General features: G+C 51.7%; 17 protein-coding genes. 11 read left to right on the forward strand and 6 right to left on the reverse strand.

Translation table 11 applies throughout. The features are described 5' to 3' along the window. The first annotated feature begins 90 nt into the window (after positions 1 to 90). On the forward strand, positions 91 to 783 hold the full coding sequence (locus B2R29_RS01460) for a hypothetical protein (protein ID WP_068440625.1): 693 nt from the start codon (positions 91 to 93) through the stop codon (positions 781 to 783). A 28-nt stretch (positions 784 to 811) separates the two neighbouring features. After that, the gene (locus B2R29_RS01465; RefSeq protein WP_301179459.1) at positions 812 to 1,207 is read left to right on the forward strand and encodes a hypothetical protein; all 396 of its coding nucleotides are present in this window, start codon (positions 812 to 814) and stop codon (positions 1,205 to 1,207) included. 43 nt (positions 1,208 to 1,250) lie between these two features. On the opposite strand, the gene B2R29_RS01470 is transcribed toward B2R29_RS01465, so the two are convergent. After that, positions 1,251 to 2,366 (reverse strand): NADH:flavin oxidoreductase, encoded by a 1,116-nt coding sequence (locus B2R29_RS01470; RefSeq protein ID WP_301179460.1) that lies wholly within the window; start codon positions 2,364 to 2,366, stop codon positions 1,251 to 1,253. A 205-nt stretch (positions 2,367 to 2,571) separates the two neighbouring features. On the opposite strand from B2R29_RS01470, the gene B2R29_RS01475 reads away from it, so the two are divergent. From B2R29_RS01475 to B2R29_RS01500, 6 genes are all read left to right on the forward strand, one after another. After that, positions 2,572 to 3,078, forward strand: a complete 507-nt coding sequence (locus B2R29_RS01475) for a DUF3087 family protein (protein ID WP_301179461.1) — start codon at positions 2,572 to 2,574, stop codon at positions 3,076 to 3,078. Positions 3,079 to 3,160: 82 nt separating this feature from the next. After that, positions 3,161 to 4,570, forward strand: a complete 1,410-nt coding sequence (gene thrC, locus B2R29_RS01480) for a threonine synthase (protein WP_068440796.1) — start codon at positions 3,161 to 3,163, stop codon at positions 4,568 to 4,570. Between the two features lie 89 nt (positions 4,571 to 4,659). Then, a complete protein-coding gene (locus B2R29_RS01485) occupies positions 4,660 to 5,127 on the forward strand; it encodes a DUF2947 domain-containing protein (RefSeq protein WP_301179462.1) in 468 nt (155 codons plus the stop codon). Between the two features lie 92 nt (positions 5,128 to 5,219). Then, a complete protein-coding gene (locus B2R29_RS01490; protein WP_301179463.1) occupies positions 5,220 to 5,966 on the forward strand; it encodes an ATP-dependent zinc protease in 747 nt (248 codons plus the stop codon). A gap of 20 nt (positions 5,967 to 5,986) precedes the next feature. Further along, entirely contained in the window at positions 5,987 to 7,519 is a 1,533-nt protein-coding gene (locus B2R29_RS01495) for an inactive transglutaminase family protein (RefSeq protein WP_301179464.1), read from the forward strand. Continuing rightward, positions 7,516 to 8,526 carry an alpha-L-glutamate ligase-like protein gene (locus B2R29_RS01500; RefSeq protein WP_301179465.1) on the forward strand — a complete coding sequence of 337 codons (1,011 nt, stop codon included), beginning with the start codon at positions 7,516 to 7,518 and terminating at the stop codon, positions 8,524 to 8,526. Before B2R29_RS01495 ends, B2R29_RS01500 begins: the two co-directional genes overlap by 4 nt. Here the strand turns inward: B2R29_RS01500 and B2R29_RS01505 are convergent. Next, positions 8,479 to 9,318 (reverse strand): HDOD domain-containing protein, encoded by an 840-nt coding sequence (locus B2R29_RS01505; RefSeq protein WP_301179466.1) that lies wholly within the window; start codon positions 9,316 to 9,318, stop codon positions 8,479 to 8,481. The two genes, B2R29_RS01500 and B2R29_RS01505, sit on opposite strands and share 48 nt — an antisense overlap. Before the next feature lie 133 nt (positions 9,319 to 9,451). On the opposite strand from B2R29_RS01505, the gene B2R29_RS01510 reads away from it, so the two are divergent. Further along, complete coding sequence (locus B2R29_RS01510; protein WP_301179467.1) at positions 9,452 to 10,342, forward strand: NAD(P)-dependent oxidoreductase; 891 nt, start codon at positions 9,452 to 9,454, stop codon at positions 10,340 to 10,342. Continuing rightward, on the forward strand, positions 10,339 to 11,121 hold the full coding sequence (locus tag B2R29_RS01515; RefSeq protein ID WP_301179468.1) for a hydroxypyruvate isomerase family protein: 783 nt from the start codon (positions 10,339 to 10,341) through the stop codon (positions 11,119 to 11,121). The genes B2R29_RS01510 and B2R29_RS01515 overlap by 4 nt, the downstream gene beginning before the upstream one ends. On the opposite strand, the gene B2R29_RS01520 is transcribed toward B2R29_RS01515, so the two are convergent. The 3 genes from B2R29_RS01520 to B2R29_RS01530 all read right to left on the reverse strand — a co-directional run bounded on the left by B2R29_RS01520 (position 11,103) and on the right by B2R29_RS01530 (position 13,078). Continuing rightward, positions 11,103 to 11,525: a DUF1289 domain-containing protein gene (locus B2R29_RS01520; protein ID WP_301179469.1), complete on the reverse strand. Its 423-nt coding sequence runs from the start codon at positions 11,523 to 11,525 to the stop codon at positions 11,103 to 11,105. The two genes, B2R29_RS01515 and B2R29_RS01520, sit on opposite strands and share 19 nt — an antisense overlap. A 109-nt stretch (positions 11,526 to 11,634) precedes the next feature. Further along, a complete protein-coding gene (locus tag B2R29_RS01525; protein WP_068435608.1) occupies positions 11,635 to 11,847 on the reverse strand; it encodes a cold-shock protein in 213 nt (70 codons plus the stop codon). Between the two features lie 262 nt (positions 11,848 to 12,109). Then, positions 12,110 to 13,078 carry a bile acid:sodium symporter family protein gene (locus tag B2R29_RS01530; RefSeq protein WP_301179470.1) on the reverse strand — a complete coding sequence of 323 codons (969 nt, stop codon included), beginning with the start codon at positions 13,076 to 13,078 and terminating at the stop codon, positions 12,110 to 12,112. A 156-nt stretch (positions 13,079 to 13,234) separates the two neighbouring features. Between B2R29_RS01530 and B2R29_RS01535 the strand changes: the two genes are divergently transcribed. Next, entirely contained in the window at positions 13,235 to 13,846 is a 612-nt protein-coding gene (locus B2R29_RS01535) for a flavin reductase family protein (protein WP_301179471.1), read from the forward strand. 66 nt (positions 13,847 to 13,912) lie between these two features. Here the strand turns inward: B2R29_RS01535 and B2R29_RS01540 are convergent. Continuing rightward, the coding region (locus B2R29_RS01540) for a nucleoside recognition domain-containing protein (RefSeq protein WP_301179472.1) at positions 13,913 to 14,727 on the reverse strand (815 nt) is incomplete at its 5' end.

Genomic DNA, 14,727 nt, shown 5'->3' on the forward strand with positions numbered 1-14,727 from the left:
TCCTATTGGTGTGCAAGAATACCAGTCGGTCTGGCCCCAAACAACACACACTCAGGATTCGTTGGACGTTTTTTTGCAGAGCAACTTCTTATGAGACTGTTAAATTACGACACTCTGGATATCGTCGGTTTTGCGGGCGTGAGAGAACGCATTCTGGTGATGGACTCGCGTCAGTTCGGATATCAGAAGCGTGAGGATACCTGGGAGGGCTTGGGCCAGTTAATGTATCTTGCGCACGCGTACTTTAAGCCGGGTGGCAGCACTGGGCGTCATCAACACAGCGACATCGATATTGTCAGTATCGTTACCCGCGGGCGTCTTCATCATGAAGGCTCGGCAGAGGTACAACCGGATAGCGTAGCTGAAGACAGTACTCAAGGCTTAGTCGAAATTAAAGCCGGGCAGGTTATGGTGCAACGCTCGGGAAAATCCGGTTTTATGCACAATGAAATCAACCCAGATGCTGATATTGTGGGTATGGTACAGCTTTGGCTTCAACCGGCAGGTAGCGTTTCCGAGAGGGCGAGCCAGACTGTCATCGATGTTGGTCGTGGCCTGACAACTGTGTATCAGGGTATAGATACCGAACTAAGTATCTCTTGTCTCATGGAAAAGGAACTGCTGTCACTTCAGGACGGCTGGCTTTGCTACTTATTTCAAGGTGAACTGGAAGCAGGAAATCATACGATTCTCCGCGGCAGTCTTTTCTATCCTGATGAAGGTGAGTATCTGGCCAAAGTCGAAGACACCCGATTACTTATAATTAAAATATTAGCGGAATAATTACTTCCAGAACTAATGAGGAACAACAATGTTCAGAACTCTATTGATGCTATGTGTATGTATGGTGCTTACAGCCTGCAGCGGCACACCCTCAGATACCTTGGTTGAAGAATCTGTTGCACAGCAAAAGACGATCAGCAATATGATTCGGGTAGTGAGTGTAGAAAAGTTAAATGGCTGGAAGGATCAGGAGTTTTATGTGGCCGATGTTCGCTATGAGCTGGAATTCCTGACCGACTACAAAACCTTTAGTGAATCGTTACAAGACGAGACGCCGGATAACCTGGTAGGTAGTTTTTTCAACGGTTTCGGATTGCTCGCACTATCAATGCAGTATGGAAAGTTCGAGAAAGGACAGAAAGTAACGGAGCGAGCCGAATTTCGTTTTCGTGATACTGAAAACGGTTGGCAGTTGGCTGAGTAAATGAGGAGCAGCATCACGCACCTGTGATGCTGCTCTGATGAACTTATATTAATTCCATCAACGCTTTCTTACTGTAATCCGTCAGTTCGTCAAAGCGCCCTTCACGAACTTTTATAACCCATTCAGGATCTTGCAGCAGAGCACGACCCACAGCGACGAGTTCAAACTCATCATTGCCTAAGCGCTCGGCCAGTTCATTAATGTTGCCATGGGCAACGCCCGATGCGTCAATCATGTCGCGCTTATCTTCGTCAATAAAGCCGGCATTCAGACCTACACTGCCGACAGTGATCGCAGGTTTTCCGGTCAGTTTTCTGGTCCAGCCAGCAAGATTCATATCAGAGCCTTCGAATTCTTTTTCCCAGAAGCGACGAGTAGAGCAGTGGAAGATATCAACGCCAGCATTTACCAGCGGCTTCAGGAACGCATCAAGCTCTTCCGGCGTATTGCACATGCGTGCGCTGTAGTCTTGTTGCTTCCATTGAGAGAAGCGGAAAATAATCGGGAAATCAGGCCCGACCCGATCACGGATTGCCTGAACGATTTCACAGGCAAAACGGGTACGTGCTACCTGGTCACCACCGTACTCATCATCGCGCTGATTTGTTCCTTCCCAGAAGAATTGGTCGATCAGGTAACCATGAGCGCCGTGAATCTCAACCGCATCAAAACCAATGCGCTGTGAATCCTCAGCGGCTTGAGCAAAGGCTTCGATGACGTCGTTGATATCGTCTTTAGTCATTGCTACGCCGGTTTCGCGGCCGGGCTTGAAAAGGCCCGATGGGCTGTAGCCGGGCACGGATGGATCAGGCTCTGTACCTTCTTTGCGGACAGCACCTACGTGCCATAGCTGAGGAGCGATTTTGCCGCCCTTAGCGTGCACAGCGTCTACCACTTTCTTCCAGCCGGCTAAGGCTTCTTCACCGTAGATAAATGGAACGCGGGCATAGCCGTTTGCGCCTTTATGTCCGACACAGGTGCCCTCGGTAATGATCAGACCGACTCCGTTTGCTGCACGTCGTTCGTAATAGGCGACGTTCAGGTCGTTAGGCACGTTTCCCGGCGAGTAGGTGCGGGTCATGGGCGCCATGACGATACGGTTGCTGAGTTCGAGCTTGCCAAGCGTTATCGATTGAAACAGTGCATCTGTGGTACTCATGAGGGCTCCGTTTTTTGCTGTTATCGGTAGTGAGTGATGGCACTCTGACATTGGACTCTAACACTGCATTCCCGCCCGGTATCGAGCTATTTGTGCCATATAAGAGTGAGGTGATCTGAAAAACACTGTTGCGAATGCGTTCGGGGCGGTTACGATGCCGGCGTTAAACAGAGAGTTAACCGGACAAGTGTGAAACTGAGAAAATATGAAACTGAAAAAAATCGATAAAGCACGTTATCAGGAGCGTCGTTCACGCATCCAGTGGGCAATGATCGCAGGCTTGTTCGCAACGAGTCTGGGGTTCGCAGAATTATACCGTTATCTTTTTGTCGGCGGAGAATCCAGTCTGGCGCTCAATGCTGCGGGGGTGGCGACCGGCGTAGCCATCGTTACTTTCGTGTTGTTCAGGCTTCGCGATACGCCGTATTTCGATGAGGTTAATTATGTCTGGAAGCTTAAACAGGAGCTGAACCGGATTTATCGTAAGACGAAACCATTGGATCAGGCGCTGGAAGCGGGCAGTCGCGACGCGTTGATCATCAAGTTGTACAGCCTTGAGGGCTCGCGTCAGGTATACGATCTTGATGACAACACTCTGACGATGTCTGAGCTTGTTAAACAGTTGGATGAGTTGAAATCCCGCATTGAAAACGAGACGCCGGGCGTTACCCATGACGACTACCGGCCCGAACTGTTAGAGCGGCTGTCGTGACCGCCGCGCGGGTGCGCAACGCTGTCAAAGCATGTAAACTACGCGCAATTTTCTGAGCACCAGTTTAGGTTCTACAACCATGATGAAATATATCTCCACGCGCGGTAATGCGCCGGAACTTACTTTTGAGGATGTCCTGCTGACAGGGCTGGCGTCTGATGGCGGCCTTTACGTACCAAAGGAAGCACCGCACTACACGCTTGAAGAGATCGAATCATGGCGTGACCTGCCATACACCGAACTGGCGCATAAGATTGTTTATCCGTTTGTTGAAGGTTGTGTTGATTCAGATGCCCTGAAAGGCATGCTCGAAGACGTTTATAACAACACTAACTTCGGTCACAAGGCGATTGCTCCGCTGCAGCAGCTGGATCATAACGAGTATGTTCTTGAGCTGTTCCATGGACCGACTCTGGCGTTTAAAGACTTCGCCCTGCAGCTGCTTGGGCGCCTGCTCGATTACGTGGTTACACGTCGTCAGGAGAAGGTCGTGATCATGGGGGCAACGTCAGGTGACACTGGCTCTGCGGCCATCGAAGGTACTAAAGCCTGCGACAACGTTGATATCTTTATCCTTCACCCATATGGCAAAGTATCAGAAGTTCAGCGCCGTCAGATGACGACCGTTGAAGGTGACAATATTTACAACATCGCCATCGAAGGTAACTTCGACCAGGCTCAGGACATGGTTAAAGCCAGTTTTGGCGATCAGAGCTTCCTGCGTGGTGAACGTAAGCTTGTCGCAGTGAACAGTATTAACTGGGCCCGCATCATGGCTCAGATCGTTTACTACTTCTATTCAAGCCTGAATCTTGGCGGCCCTCTGCGTCCAATGGCGTACTCTGTGCCGACCGGTAACTTCGGCGATATTTTCGCGGGTTACATGGCCCGTAAAATGGGTCTGCCGATTGAGCAGCTGATCATTGCAACCAACAACAACGATGTACTGCATCGTCTGATGAGCAAGAACCAATACGAAGTTCGTCCTCTGAAGCATACGATCACGCCTTCGATGGATATTGCGGTGTCCAGTAACTTCGAACGCCTGCTCTTTGATCTGTATGACCGCGACGGTGCCAAGCTTGCTGGTCTGATGGCGAAGATGAACGCACGCGACGACGTTGTCTCGCTCGACGAAGATAAATTGGCCAAGGCGCGTGAACTGTTTGACAGTCTTGCGGTCGATGAAAAGACGACTGTTGAAACAATGCAGCTGGTGTTCAATGAGACCGGCTATTTGCTTGATCCGCATACGGCGATTGGCGTTAAGGCTGCACGCGAGTGTCGCCGCAACCCGAACATCCCGATGATCACGCTGGGTACGGCGCATCCGGTTAAGTTTGAGGATGCCGTTGGCCGGGCTGGGTACGAAATGCCGGAGCTGCCGCATCACCTGACGGACCTGATGGAGCGTGAAGAGCGCCTGTCGGTATTGCCAGCAGATCTTGAAACGGTGCAACAGTTCATCGCAGAGAATACGTTCCGCGACTGATCTGGAGTGTCCCCTGAGCGCCGTCGTTTGGATATCGGCCAGCGGCGGCGTTTTTGTGTCAGTAGCCCAGAAATCACACAGGAAGCTTTATGGAATATCAGTCTCTCAGTGAGTACTCGCAGAGTTGGATTTTTCGCCACCGGGAGTTGCCTGTGCCGCAGGAGCTGCTGGACGACATCCGCCCCCTGAGTGAATCATCAGCACTCGCATTCTGGCGCCAGCAGATTAGCAAAGAAGCGACGCATGCTGCGCACTTCATGAACGATGACTGGCCGAACCGTAACGGAATCTGGCATGAGAAAGCCGAGTGGCAGCCGCGCTGGGAATCTGATGAAAATGCGCTCCCCGAGGAACTGGATTTCGATGACTGGGAAAGTAACACCACCGTGTTTTTCTGCTACGACTGCCATAATGTGATCCAGACGACCTGGGGGACGTTCAGACAGTGCTGGAAGAACTTTCTATTTTACGACGATGAACCTCTTCTGCTTGGCCGACGTCGCATGCAGGTTGCGCGGTTCCATTCTGATGGCACCTTTGAAACAGGTGTTCGTTGAATAGAAACAGATGTGCGATGGGTGATTCGGGTCATTCCGTCGTGAACAGCATCTGTGATTAAATGCTCGCTTCTGTTTTATCGGGAATACGTATGCGCTTTCAAGCGGTAGTCATTGTTGCCTTCTTAACCTCTTTATCCGGGTGTGCTCACTGGCCCAGTGCTGAACACCGCGATGTCACGCTTGATCGCGTTGAGGTGTTGTTAGAGCAATACTGCCAACCCGCACAGAGTGATGATTCTGATCTCGATGGCATACAGCAATCCCTGAATGAGCAACAGCAGCGTCTTGATACCCTGACACACTCGATAGATCGCCTGGCTCAGCGCCCGGTGTCACAGGTACCGCGTCCGGCGCCTGCTCCGCAGTGCCAGCCGGCATTAACGAAGGCAACGACCGTCGCAGATAGTAAAGTTGTAGTGGGTGCAACCGAGTGGGTCTTTCTGTCTCCTCCGGGGCGCTACTTGTCGGCCCGGGTTGATACCGGGGCGGAGACGTCTTCTATCAGTGCCCGCAATATCGTGCGTTTTGAGCGTGATGGTAAGCGCTGGGTATCCTTCGATCTGGATACCGGCAATGCCGATAACGATATTCATCTCGAAGTTCCGTTGGAGCGAAACGTCCTTATCCGTCAGGCATCCTTTGATGACGTTGACCGTCGTCCTGTGGTTGTTTTTGATGTAAAGCTGGGCGATAACCTGCATCAGCCGACTGAATTCACGCTTGCCGACCGTTCACGGATGTCTTATCCGGTGCTACTGGGCCGCTCCTTTCTGAAAGACGTCGCTGTCGTCGATGTTGGCCAGGAATTTATTCACCCCCGTTCTAAAAAACGCTGAAATACTCAGGTCGCTAATTTATGAAACCCGCCTCTACTCTGAGCTTTTATACACTGATCGTATTATTGGTTCTGGCTGGGGTCTCTTTGATTCTGCAGCGTCACTGGGTATACGAGGTTCCTTTAATACACGGTGAAACCCAGACGGTCTGGTCGGTTGAGGCGCTGGTCGAGTTTGAAGCCGGGGATCAGCCTGTGAAGGTGTCGATGGCGCGGCCGGCCGATCAGCCCGGCTTTACCTTGTTGCGACAGTCAGGGGCATCGCCGGGTTATGGCCTTAATTTTGTTGATGGTCCTGACCCTCGTGCCGAATGGACCATCCGTCGTGCGAATGGTATCCAGCAACTTTATTTTCAGGTGGATGTACTTGAGTCGGATATGGCTCAGTCTGAAGTGATCGCTCCGCCTGTGCTTATGGAACCGGATTGGCAGGAGCCTTATCGGAGTGCCATCTACCGTCTATCGAAAGACGCATGGGATGCATCATCAGACAATTTCAGCTTTGCTCGCGAACTAATCAAGCGCCTTACCGAAGAAGAGTCACCTCAACATATCCAGTTGTTGAAGCGTGCCTACAATGGTCGTTTACCGAATCTGCTGGCCGAAGTACTGAACAATTCATCGGTACACGCGAGCGTCGTTTATGGTCTCGAGCTGGAAGATCGCCGTCGTCGCCAGATGCTGACGCCGTTACTCCGTGTCTGGGATGGCGATAGCAGTAGAGTTTTCCGTCTGTATGAAATCAAAGACGAGCGGCCTCTGGCAGATGATGAAGAAAAGCCGTTATTGCTTTGGGAGCAGCGAGGTGCGTCGGTACTTGATGTGATTGGCGGTGAAAACTCGCGTATACGTTTTTCTATGTTACGCCGTGAAGAATCGACCTATTCTGCGTTGAACGACAGCTTGCCACTGCAGTCCTCCTTGCTTAATTTTTCAATTCACAGCTTACCGGTGGCAGAGCAGGCGATGTTCAAAACCATTCTGCTGTTACCGGTGGGTGCTCTTGTCGTGTGCTTGTTGCGGATTCTGATCGGCATACGGACGTCGGGTACCTTTATGCCAGTATTGATCGCGATTGCTTTTATGCAGACATCTCTTGGTACTGGTATTGTCGGTTTTATACTCGTTGTCGCCGCAGGGCTTGTAGTACGCGGGTATTTATCGCGTCTCAACCTGCTACTGGTTGCGAGAATATCCGCCGTGATCATATCGGTCATTGCGATTATCAGTCTCTTCAGTGTGCTCTCATACAAACTGGGGCTGACAGAAGGACTGAAAGTCATGTTCTTCCCTATGGTCATTCTGGCCTGGACGATTGAACGTATGTCGATCCTCTGGGAAGAAGAGGGCGGCCGCGAGGTAATGATTCAGGGCGGTGGCAGCCTGATTACCGCAGTGCTGGCATACGGTGCGATGCAGCACCCATTGATACAGCACCTGACGTTTAATTTTATGGGCGTCCAGTTCATTGTATTAGCACTGATACTTCTTCTGGGCTCATACACCGGGTACAGGTTGTTTGAACTACATCGTTTTGCGGTGCTTAAACGTTGAAGCTTCTTAACTCACTGATCTCCCCGTGGAGGCTTTCCCAGTTCGGCATGCTGGGGATTAACGAGCGTAACCGACGTTATATTGGTCGCTACAATCCTCGCAGCCTGTTTCCTTTGGTCGACAACAAACGTTTGACCCGTACCACGCTGAGCTCAGCTGACATTCCAATGGCAGCGCTTATCGGCGTTGTTGACCAGCAGTCTCAGGTTAAGAAAATCGCCAGCCTGGTCGAGGGGCATCAAGGGTTTGCGATCAAGCCGTCAAAAGGCAGTGGCGGGAAAGGGATTCTGATCGTCACCCACAAAGACGGTGACGAATGGGTTAAGGCCAGCGGTGGCCGGCTGACGGTTGATGATCTCAAACGTCATATTTCCAATATTCTCTCTGGTCTATACAGTCTTGGTGGCGCTGCCGATGTAGCACTCATTGAGTCTTTGATTCATCAGGCACATCATTTCGATGATTACACCGTGGAAGGCGTGCCCGATATTCGGGTTATCGTGTGCCGGGGATATCCGGTTATGGCCATGGTCAGACTGTCTACGCACGCATCGGATGGCAAGGCGAATCTGCATCAGGGAGCTGTGGGGGTGGGTATTGATATCGCGACGGGGACAGCTCTGGCGGCGGTTCAGCATGGCCAGCTCCTGAACCAGCATCCAGATACAGGCAAGCACCTGGGCGAACTGGCTATTCCAGACTGGGAAGCGTTGCTGATTATGGCATCACGTTGCTATGACGTTACAGGGCTCGGGTATCTGGGAATCGACATCGTCGTCGACCGGGATCACGGTCCACTTCTACTTGAACTCAATGCTCGTCCGGGCTTGGCTATCCAACTGGCGAACAATGCCGGTTTGTTACCGCGCTTACGTCGACTGGATAAACTGACGGCTGCTGACACGCGCCTTCGACCGGAAGAGCGTGTGCGCCGCAGCCGTGAGTGGTTTGCCGATGACTCAGTCTTCGATAAGACTGTCCAGCCCGGAGTGAAGCTCGCCGAGTGATGCAAGGTCGCTGTAGGCTTTGTTCACATTCATACCGATCTTGTCGGCCACCTGGAGAGGGAAGCCAGCAACAATCTCATCTTCAGACAGATTATGATCGTGGGCATGCTTCAGGTAGCGAGCGATATAAATGATACCGGCTTCTTTACTGTACTCTTCTGAATTCTCTGGCAGGTACTGCTGCGCAATAGCATTCTGAATAATTTCAGGAAACTTCCAGCGTTTCGCCAGCTCTGCACCTACATCGGCAGAGTTATAGCCAAACTGACCGTTTTCCAGCATATGGCGCTTCGACGTGCTCATGGCTTCTGACTGGTCAATACTCGCGGCTTCTTTCGGATAAAACATCCGTATAAGAAGATCGCCCACGGAGTGCATCATGCCGCAGGTAAAGGCAGTGTCTTTGTCTGTATCGGCGGTGAAGCCCGCAATCCATTTCGACAGCTCGGCGATACTGAAAGCGTCTTTCCAGAAAGCGTTCTGATCGAAGCCCTCTATTTTAGAGAAAGCACTGGTTACCCCGGATGCCAGCACCATAGTGCGCAGTGTGCCGAAGCCCAGAAGCATGACAGCATCCTGTGGCGTAGCAACGGTACGTGGAACACCGAAGTGTGCTGAGTTCGCAAGACGAAGCACTTTTGCGGTCAGTGACTGGTCTTTAGCTACTTTGCCGCTGATTTCATCAATATCCAGAGAATGCTCGTCCCCTCGGAAACTTTCCATCAGTTCCTGAACGACGCGTGGAATATGTGGGAGCTGCTTAGGTTCAGCGAAAATTGAGGCCATGTTCATAGTTATACTTCCTTCTCAAGTAACTGATGATAAGCATAGGCGAGGCTCCCGAATCTGCTTGTGATTCAAACGTTAACTTTCGTTAATGGTAAACTTCGGGCCTTGAAATAAGCACCTGATCTGAGGAGTCGACATGCAGTCATCGCGTATTGGATTTATTGGTATGGGCCTGATGGGAGTACCTATGAGCCGCCGGCTACAGCGGGCGGGATTCGATGTTTCTGTCTGGAACCGCAGTCCGGATAAATCCAAACCTCTGGCAAAAGAGGGAATCCGGGTTTGTGAACACTTACATGAGCTGATTTCCTCGTCCGATATATTGATGACTTGTGTAACAGATACGTCGGCGGTGCGCGCAATTGTGGAAGGGCCGGGTGGCATCGCTGAACACGGTCGGGAAAGTCAGGTATTGATTGATTTTTCGAGCATTGATCCACAGTCGACGCGAGACATGGCAGACACTCTTTTTAATAAAACGGGCATCCGATGGGTAGACGCACCTGTGTCAGGTGGTGTTGCTGGTGCTGAGCAAGGAACGTTGGCGATCATGGCCGGAGGAGACGCAGCGTTGGTTGATAGTGTACGCCCTCTGCTTCAGCCTTTATCTCAGCGAGTGACCCATATGGGGCCAACCGGGTCCGGGCAAGTCACTAAAATCTGCAATCAGATGATTGTCAGTTGTAATGTACTTGTCATGGCAGAAGTGATGGCGCTGGCTGAAAAGTCCGGTGTCGATGCGAAGAAGATCCCAGAGGCGCTGAAGGGAGGATTTGCTGACTCCATCCCCCTTCAGTTGACCGGCCCACGCATGGCAGAACGGGATTTTGACCCAGTGAAATGGCATGTGAAAACCCTGCTGAAAGACCTGGATATGGCAAACGCGTTAGCGAAAAATTCCGCCAGTGCCGTGCCGATGGCAGGGCAGGCAGCAGAGTTGATGCGATTACATGCCACCCAGGGCAGTGCTGAATGTGATCCTTGTACGCTGATCGAAATGTACACCAGCAAGGACGAAGAGGCATGAAGCTGACGGCAAACCTTTCATTGCTCTACACAGAGCTACCCATGTTGGAACGCTTTGCCGCAGCGGCTGCGGATGGCTTTACGGCGGTAGAAATTCAGTTCCCCTATGAGACGCCGGCGAACGAACTTCGCCGAGCATTGGATGATGCGCGCCTTAAATGCGTTCTGATCAATGTGCCTGCGGGCGATCTTATGACAGGAGGCCGGGGGCTTGCTTGTGTCCCCGGGCGTGAGGCTGAGTTTGAGACGGCGCTCAACCTGTGCCTCGACTACGTAAAGGTTCTCAAGCCCTGTTGCGTTAATGTGCTGGCTGGAAGAGCAGCCGCGCAGGAGCGCGAGACTGCCCTTAAGGTATTGCGAGGCAACGTCAGCAAAGCCGTTGAGCTGCTTGCACCGGAAGGGGTACAGGTAACGCTTGAAGCGATTAATACCTTCGATATGCCCGAGTTTCTGATTTCGTCTTTTGCTGAAATGAAACGCTTTACCGAAAACGCTGGTGTCGATGTCAGAATGCAGTTTGATATTTACCATATAGCACGTATGAATGAGCCGGTAGAGTCGCTTCTTACTTCATATGGCGCTGATATTGGCCATATTCAGTTCGCAGATGTGCCGGGCCGACACGAGCCAGGCTCAGGTGACCTGAATTTTGATCGCTTGTTTGCGGCAGCGGAACAGTCTGGTTATCAGGGATGGTACGGTGCTGAATACAGGCCTACAACGGAGTCGACGTCGGCAGGACTTAGCTGGATGAAGAAGTATCAGAACAGGTCGAACTGATTGTCTTTGTTGGCGCGTGGAGGAGCTGGGTCAGGCTCTGAAGGTGTTTTAGTCACAGGCTTTGGATCTGCCGTTTGGTATTCCTGTTTGCTGGAGGGCACTTCAGCGGCAGGGTGAGTTTTCTCTTCGGCGATTTTTTCTGACAGTGTATCTGCAACGAACAGGTCGAGCTGGGAGATGTCTGTTTCTTCTTCAATCGTATCTTCACTTGGTCCCGCGAGAATTTTCAGCCGACGTCGCTCGCAAAGATTAATAACCAGTTGTTGTTGAAACGGAGTGAAATCATTCCAGTGAAACCGCTCTTTGCGGGAGCGCAGGCAGCCTTTGCAGTACCCCTTGTTATTGGAAGTACAGACACCGCGGCACGGGTTTGGAATTGTGAACAGTTCGCCCTGATCTAACATAAACAGACTTGTCTTTGTTTTGTCACAGAGTACCAGCATTCAGGCTGGTGTCGAGCGGGAAGCTCAGGGGAGGGGAATGCGGGCCCGGAATCAGACCGGGCCACAGCAATTATTCGGCAGGAGTTACGTTTTCTGCCTGAGGACCTTTCTGACCCTGAACCACTTCCATGGTTACGGCCTGGCCTTCTTCCAGTGAACGACGGCCGTTGCCGTTGATTGCACTGTAGTGAACGAAAACGTCTTTTCCGGAATCCTGAGCGATAAAGCCGAAGCCTTTCTCGTCATTGAACCATTTGACTGTGCCTTGAACTAAATTTGCCATACTTTTTTCCTGAGATATTGTGCTGACTATATCAGCGGACTTGCTGTGTTACGGCATTAGTCAATCACTGGCCGGGGCTTCCGGAAGGTCTTTCTATAATGCCCTTATCGACCGAGATGCCTCATAAATTGATATGTTGCACTCGTCAATTGGCCCCCCTAATACGAGAGACGCGGTCATAGTATCCCAAGATTCAGTGCATACCAAGCGCTTACTGAGGAAATATCCCGCGGTTTTGACGCCTCTTTGTATAACGTTTGTATTAATTGTCGTCTTTGCTCAAAGCGCGCCGGATCTGGCGTTCTGTCCGCCATTTCCAGAAGGCTGCCAGAATAGCACCTGCAATATTCTGCCAGACGCTGAATAGTGCGCCGGGAAGAGCAGTCAGCGGGCTGAAGAAGCTATTGGCAAGCGCGACCCCAAGACCTGAATTCTGCATTCCTACCTCAATGGCGATAGTCCGCGCTTCTACTTCGGTGTTGCCGTTCCAGCGCGCGATGCCATAACCCGCGAGTAAACCAATCAAGTTGTGAAGAACAACGGCCAGAATCAGCGAGTGACTGAGTACTGCCAGTTCATCAGCATTGCTGGCAACGATCACTGCAATGATTAGCAGAATCGCCCCGGTAGCGAGTGTCGGCAGGTACTGGCTGACGCTTTTCTGAATAGCAGGCAACCAGCGGTTCACCAGAACACCTGCCCCCACTGGAATAATGACTATTTTCGCAATCATCAGCAGCATACCTATGGTATCGATATCGATGATGCCGGTGTGGGTCAGTTCTTGCGTGAAGTCACGTGCATAAAATGCAATCAGGAAAGGCGTCAGGAATACGCCCCACAGCGTTGATGCGGTGGTCATTGTGACAGAGAGAGCGACATCGCCCTTGGCCAGAAACGTCATCACGTTCGATGCTGTCCCCCCTGCGCAGGCACCGACAATAATCAGACCGATAGCGACCTCTGCGGGCAGTTTAAGCAATAGAGCGAGACCCCAGGCGATCAGCGGCATCAGGCCAAACTGTAAGATAATACCTAGCGCAACAGGTTGAGGTTTTTGCCAGATACGTCTGAAGTCACTGAAGCGCAGGGTTAGCCCCATCGAAAACATAATGATGGTCAGAAGCGGTACAATAGTGCCGGTCAGCCCAAGCAGTGGCTCAGGATTCTGCCAGGCCAGAAGGCTCACAATAACGGCCAGAAATGGAAAAGCGCGCTCGGCGGTAAGCATAGATATGTCTCCGGTAACAGGTGGCCGGTTATATCGGTAATTGTGGACAGGTGCAAGTTCGCCGGATAGCGGTTAACCTGAGCGCTTTGGTAGAGCATTTGTTGTAACTATTGGCCTAACTATTGCCGTAATTCTCGGTGTCCCTAAGGAGCTATTTTGGATATTCAGTTCAGCGATAAAACCCCGGTAGAGCGATATCACTTACTGGTGCAATCTGTCATTCCGCGACCCATCGCATGGATTCTCACCGCAGAAGAAGATGGTGGATTAAATCTGGCGCCATATTCCTTTTTTGCACCGGTATGTTCGGCACCACCGACCCTGGTTGTGTCTGTTGGCCAGAAGTCTGCTGGCACTGAAAAGGACAGCTATCGCAATTTAAAGCGCTCGGGGTGGTGTGTCGTCAATATTGCTGATGCCAGTCAGGTGGATTCGTTGAATATGAGTTCCGCAACGCTTGCCGCGGGGGTGAGTGAAACCAGCAGTTTTGATATTCCGGTTGAACCTCAGGAAAGCTGGCCACTCCCTCGTGTTGCAGCGGCGCCTGTCGCCTTCTTGTGTCGTTACCAGCAACAGGTCGATCTGGGCGCTGCTCCTCAGCATGTTATTTTTCTCGAGATAGAGAGAATGTTCATTGATGAGGGGGTGGCGGCTGAGGTTGATGGGCGTCTCAAGCTCGATTCAGAATTGCTGAACCCATTGGCCAGACTAGGCGGTGCGGAATACGCCGCTCTTGGTGAAAGGATGGTGCGCCCGCGCCCGGAATGATGCCTTACTGATGGAAGGTCTGCGAGTACAGATAAAAACGCCGGATTAATTATCCGGCGTTTTTATTTAATCGACCTGAGTCAGCGGGATCATGCGCGCATCCCGTGCCTTACCGTAAGCCCGCATACGCCACAGGCAAAGAGCGATAAACGCAATACAGCCGACAATCCAGCTGGCGGCGGTTACCGGAGAGCTACCGAGTTGCCCCAGTTGATAGACGATAACGGCTGTGGTGTAAGCCAGACCGGTACTCCAGCCTGTCACAAACAGCATCCAGCGCATGCCGGATTCTCGTGCCATCGCCCCCAGAGTTGCCACACAGGGTGTGTAAAGCAGAACAAATACAAGGTAGGAGAAAGCTGCCCACTGGCTGACGAAGAGAACCTCCATCGTACTGAACGTTGCATCCTGCACACCTTGTTCTTCACCCTGGTCTGCGCCAATCAGAGAGAGGCCAAGCGGATCGAGCAGCGCGTCAGCAAGTCCCGCAAGGTTATCCGGAATAGTCATTGCTGCCTCAGTCAGACCGCCCACGAGGTCATATTCACCTGCTTCGTCTTCGGCCGGGGAATAGAGCGCATCAAGAGTACCAACAACGGCTTCCTTGGCGAAAATACCGGTGATGATACCTACCGTGGCTGGCCAGTTCTCTTCCTGCACACCCAGTGGTGTGAAAGCAGGGGTTACTGTGCGAGCGATACTGGACAGTACAGACTTTTCACTGTCCTCGTTGCCGAAGCTGCCGTCGGTACCAAAAGAATTCAGGAAGCTGAGGACCACCACCACGGTGACAATGGTTTTACCGGCCCGCAGGGTAAATGAGCGCAGACGTTCCCAGGTTTTCAGCAGGACGCCTTTTACTGTCGGGATGTGGTACGCCT

It is taken from the genome of Thalassolituus sp. UBA3500, from assembly GCF_002377545.1.
Lineage (GTDB): Bacteria > Pseudomonadota > Gammaproteobacteria > Pseudomonadales > Oceanobacteraceae > Thalassolituus.

Coding starts and splice junctions, on each gene's coding strand:
- B2R29_RS01460 (WP_068440625.1), top strand. CDS start 91: ATGAGACTGTTAAATTACGACACTCTGGATATCGTCGGTTTTGCGGGC.
- B2R29_RS01465 (WP_301179459.1), top strand. CDS start 812: ATGTTCAGAACTCTATTGATGCTATGTGTATGTATGGTGCTTACAGCC.
- B2R29_RS01470 (WP_301179460.1), bottom strand. CDS start 2,366: ATGAGTACCACAGATGCACTGTTTCAATCGATAACGCTTGGCAAGCTC.
- B2R29_RS01475 (WP_301179461.1), top strand. CDS start 2,572: ATGAAACTGAAAAAAATCGATAAAGCACGTTATCAGGAGCGTCGTTCA.
- thrC (WP_068440796.1), top strand. CDS start 3,161: ATGAAATATATCTCCACGCGCGGTAATGCGCCGGAACTTACTTTTGAG.
- B2R29_RS01485 (WP_301179462.1), top strand. CDS start 4,660: ATGGAATATCAGTCTCTCAGTGAGTACTCGCAGAGTTGGATTTTTCGC.
- B2R29_RS01490 (WP_301179463.1), top strand. CDS start 5,220: ATGCGCTTTCAAGCGGTAGTCATTGTTGCCTTCTTAACCTCTTTATCC.
- B2R29_RS01495 (WP_301179464.1), top strand. CDS start 5,987: ATGAAACCCGCCTCTACTCTGAGCTTTTATACACTGATCGTATTATTG.
- B2R29_RS01505 (WP_301179466.1), bottom strand. CDS start 9,318: ATGAACATGGCCTCAATTTTCGCTGAACCTAAGCAGCTCCCACATATT.
- B2R29_RS01510 (WP_301179467.1), top strand. CDS start 9,452: ATGCAGTCATCGCGTATTGGATTTATTGGTATGGGCCTGATGGGAGTA.
- B2R29_RS01515 (WP_301179468.1), top strand. CDS start 10,339: ATGAAGCTGACGGCAAACCTTTCATTGCTCTACACAGAGCTACCCATG.
- B2R29_RS01520 (WP_301179469.1), bottom strand. CDS start 11,525: ATGTTAGATCAGGGCGAACTGTTCACAATTCCAAACCCGTGCCGCGGT.
- B2R29_RS01525 (WP_068435608.1), bottom strand. CDS start 11,847: ATGGCAAATTTAGTTCAAGGCACAGTCAAATGGTTCAATGACGAGAAA.
- B2R29_RS01530 (WP_301179470.1), bottom strand. CDS start 13,078: ATGCTTACCGCCGAGCGCGCTTTTCCATTTCTGGCCGTTATTGTGAGC.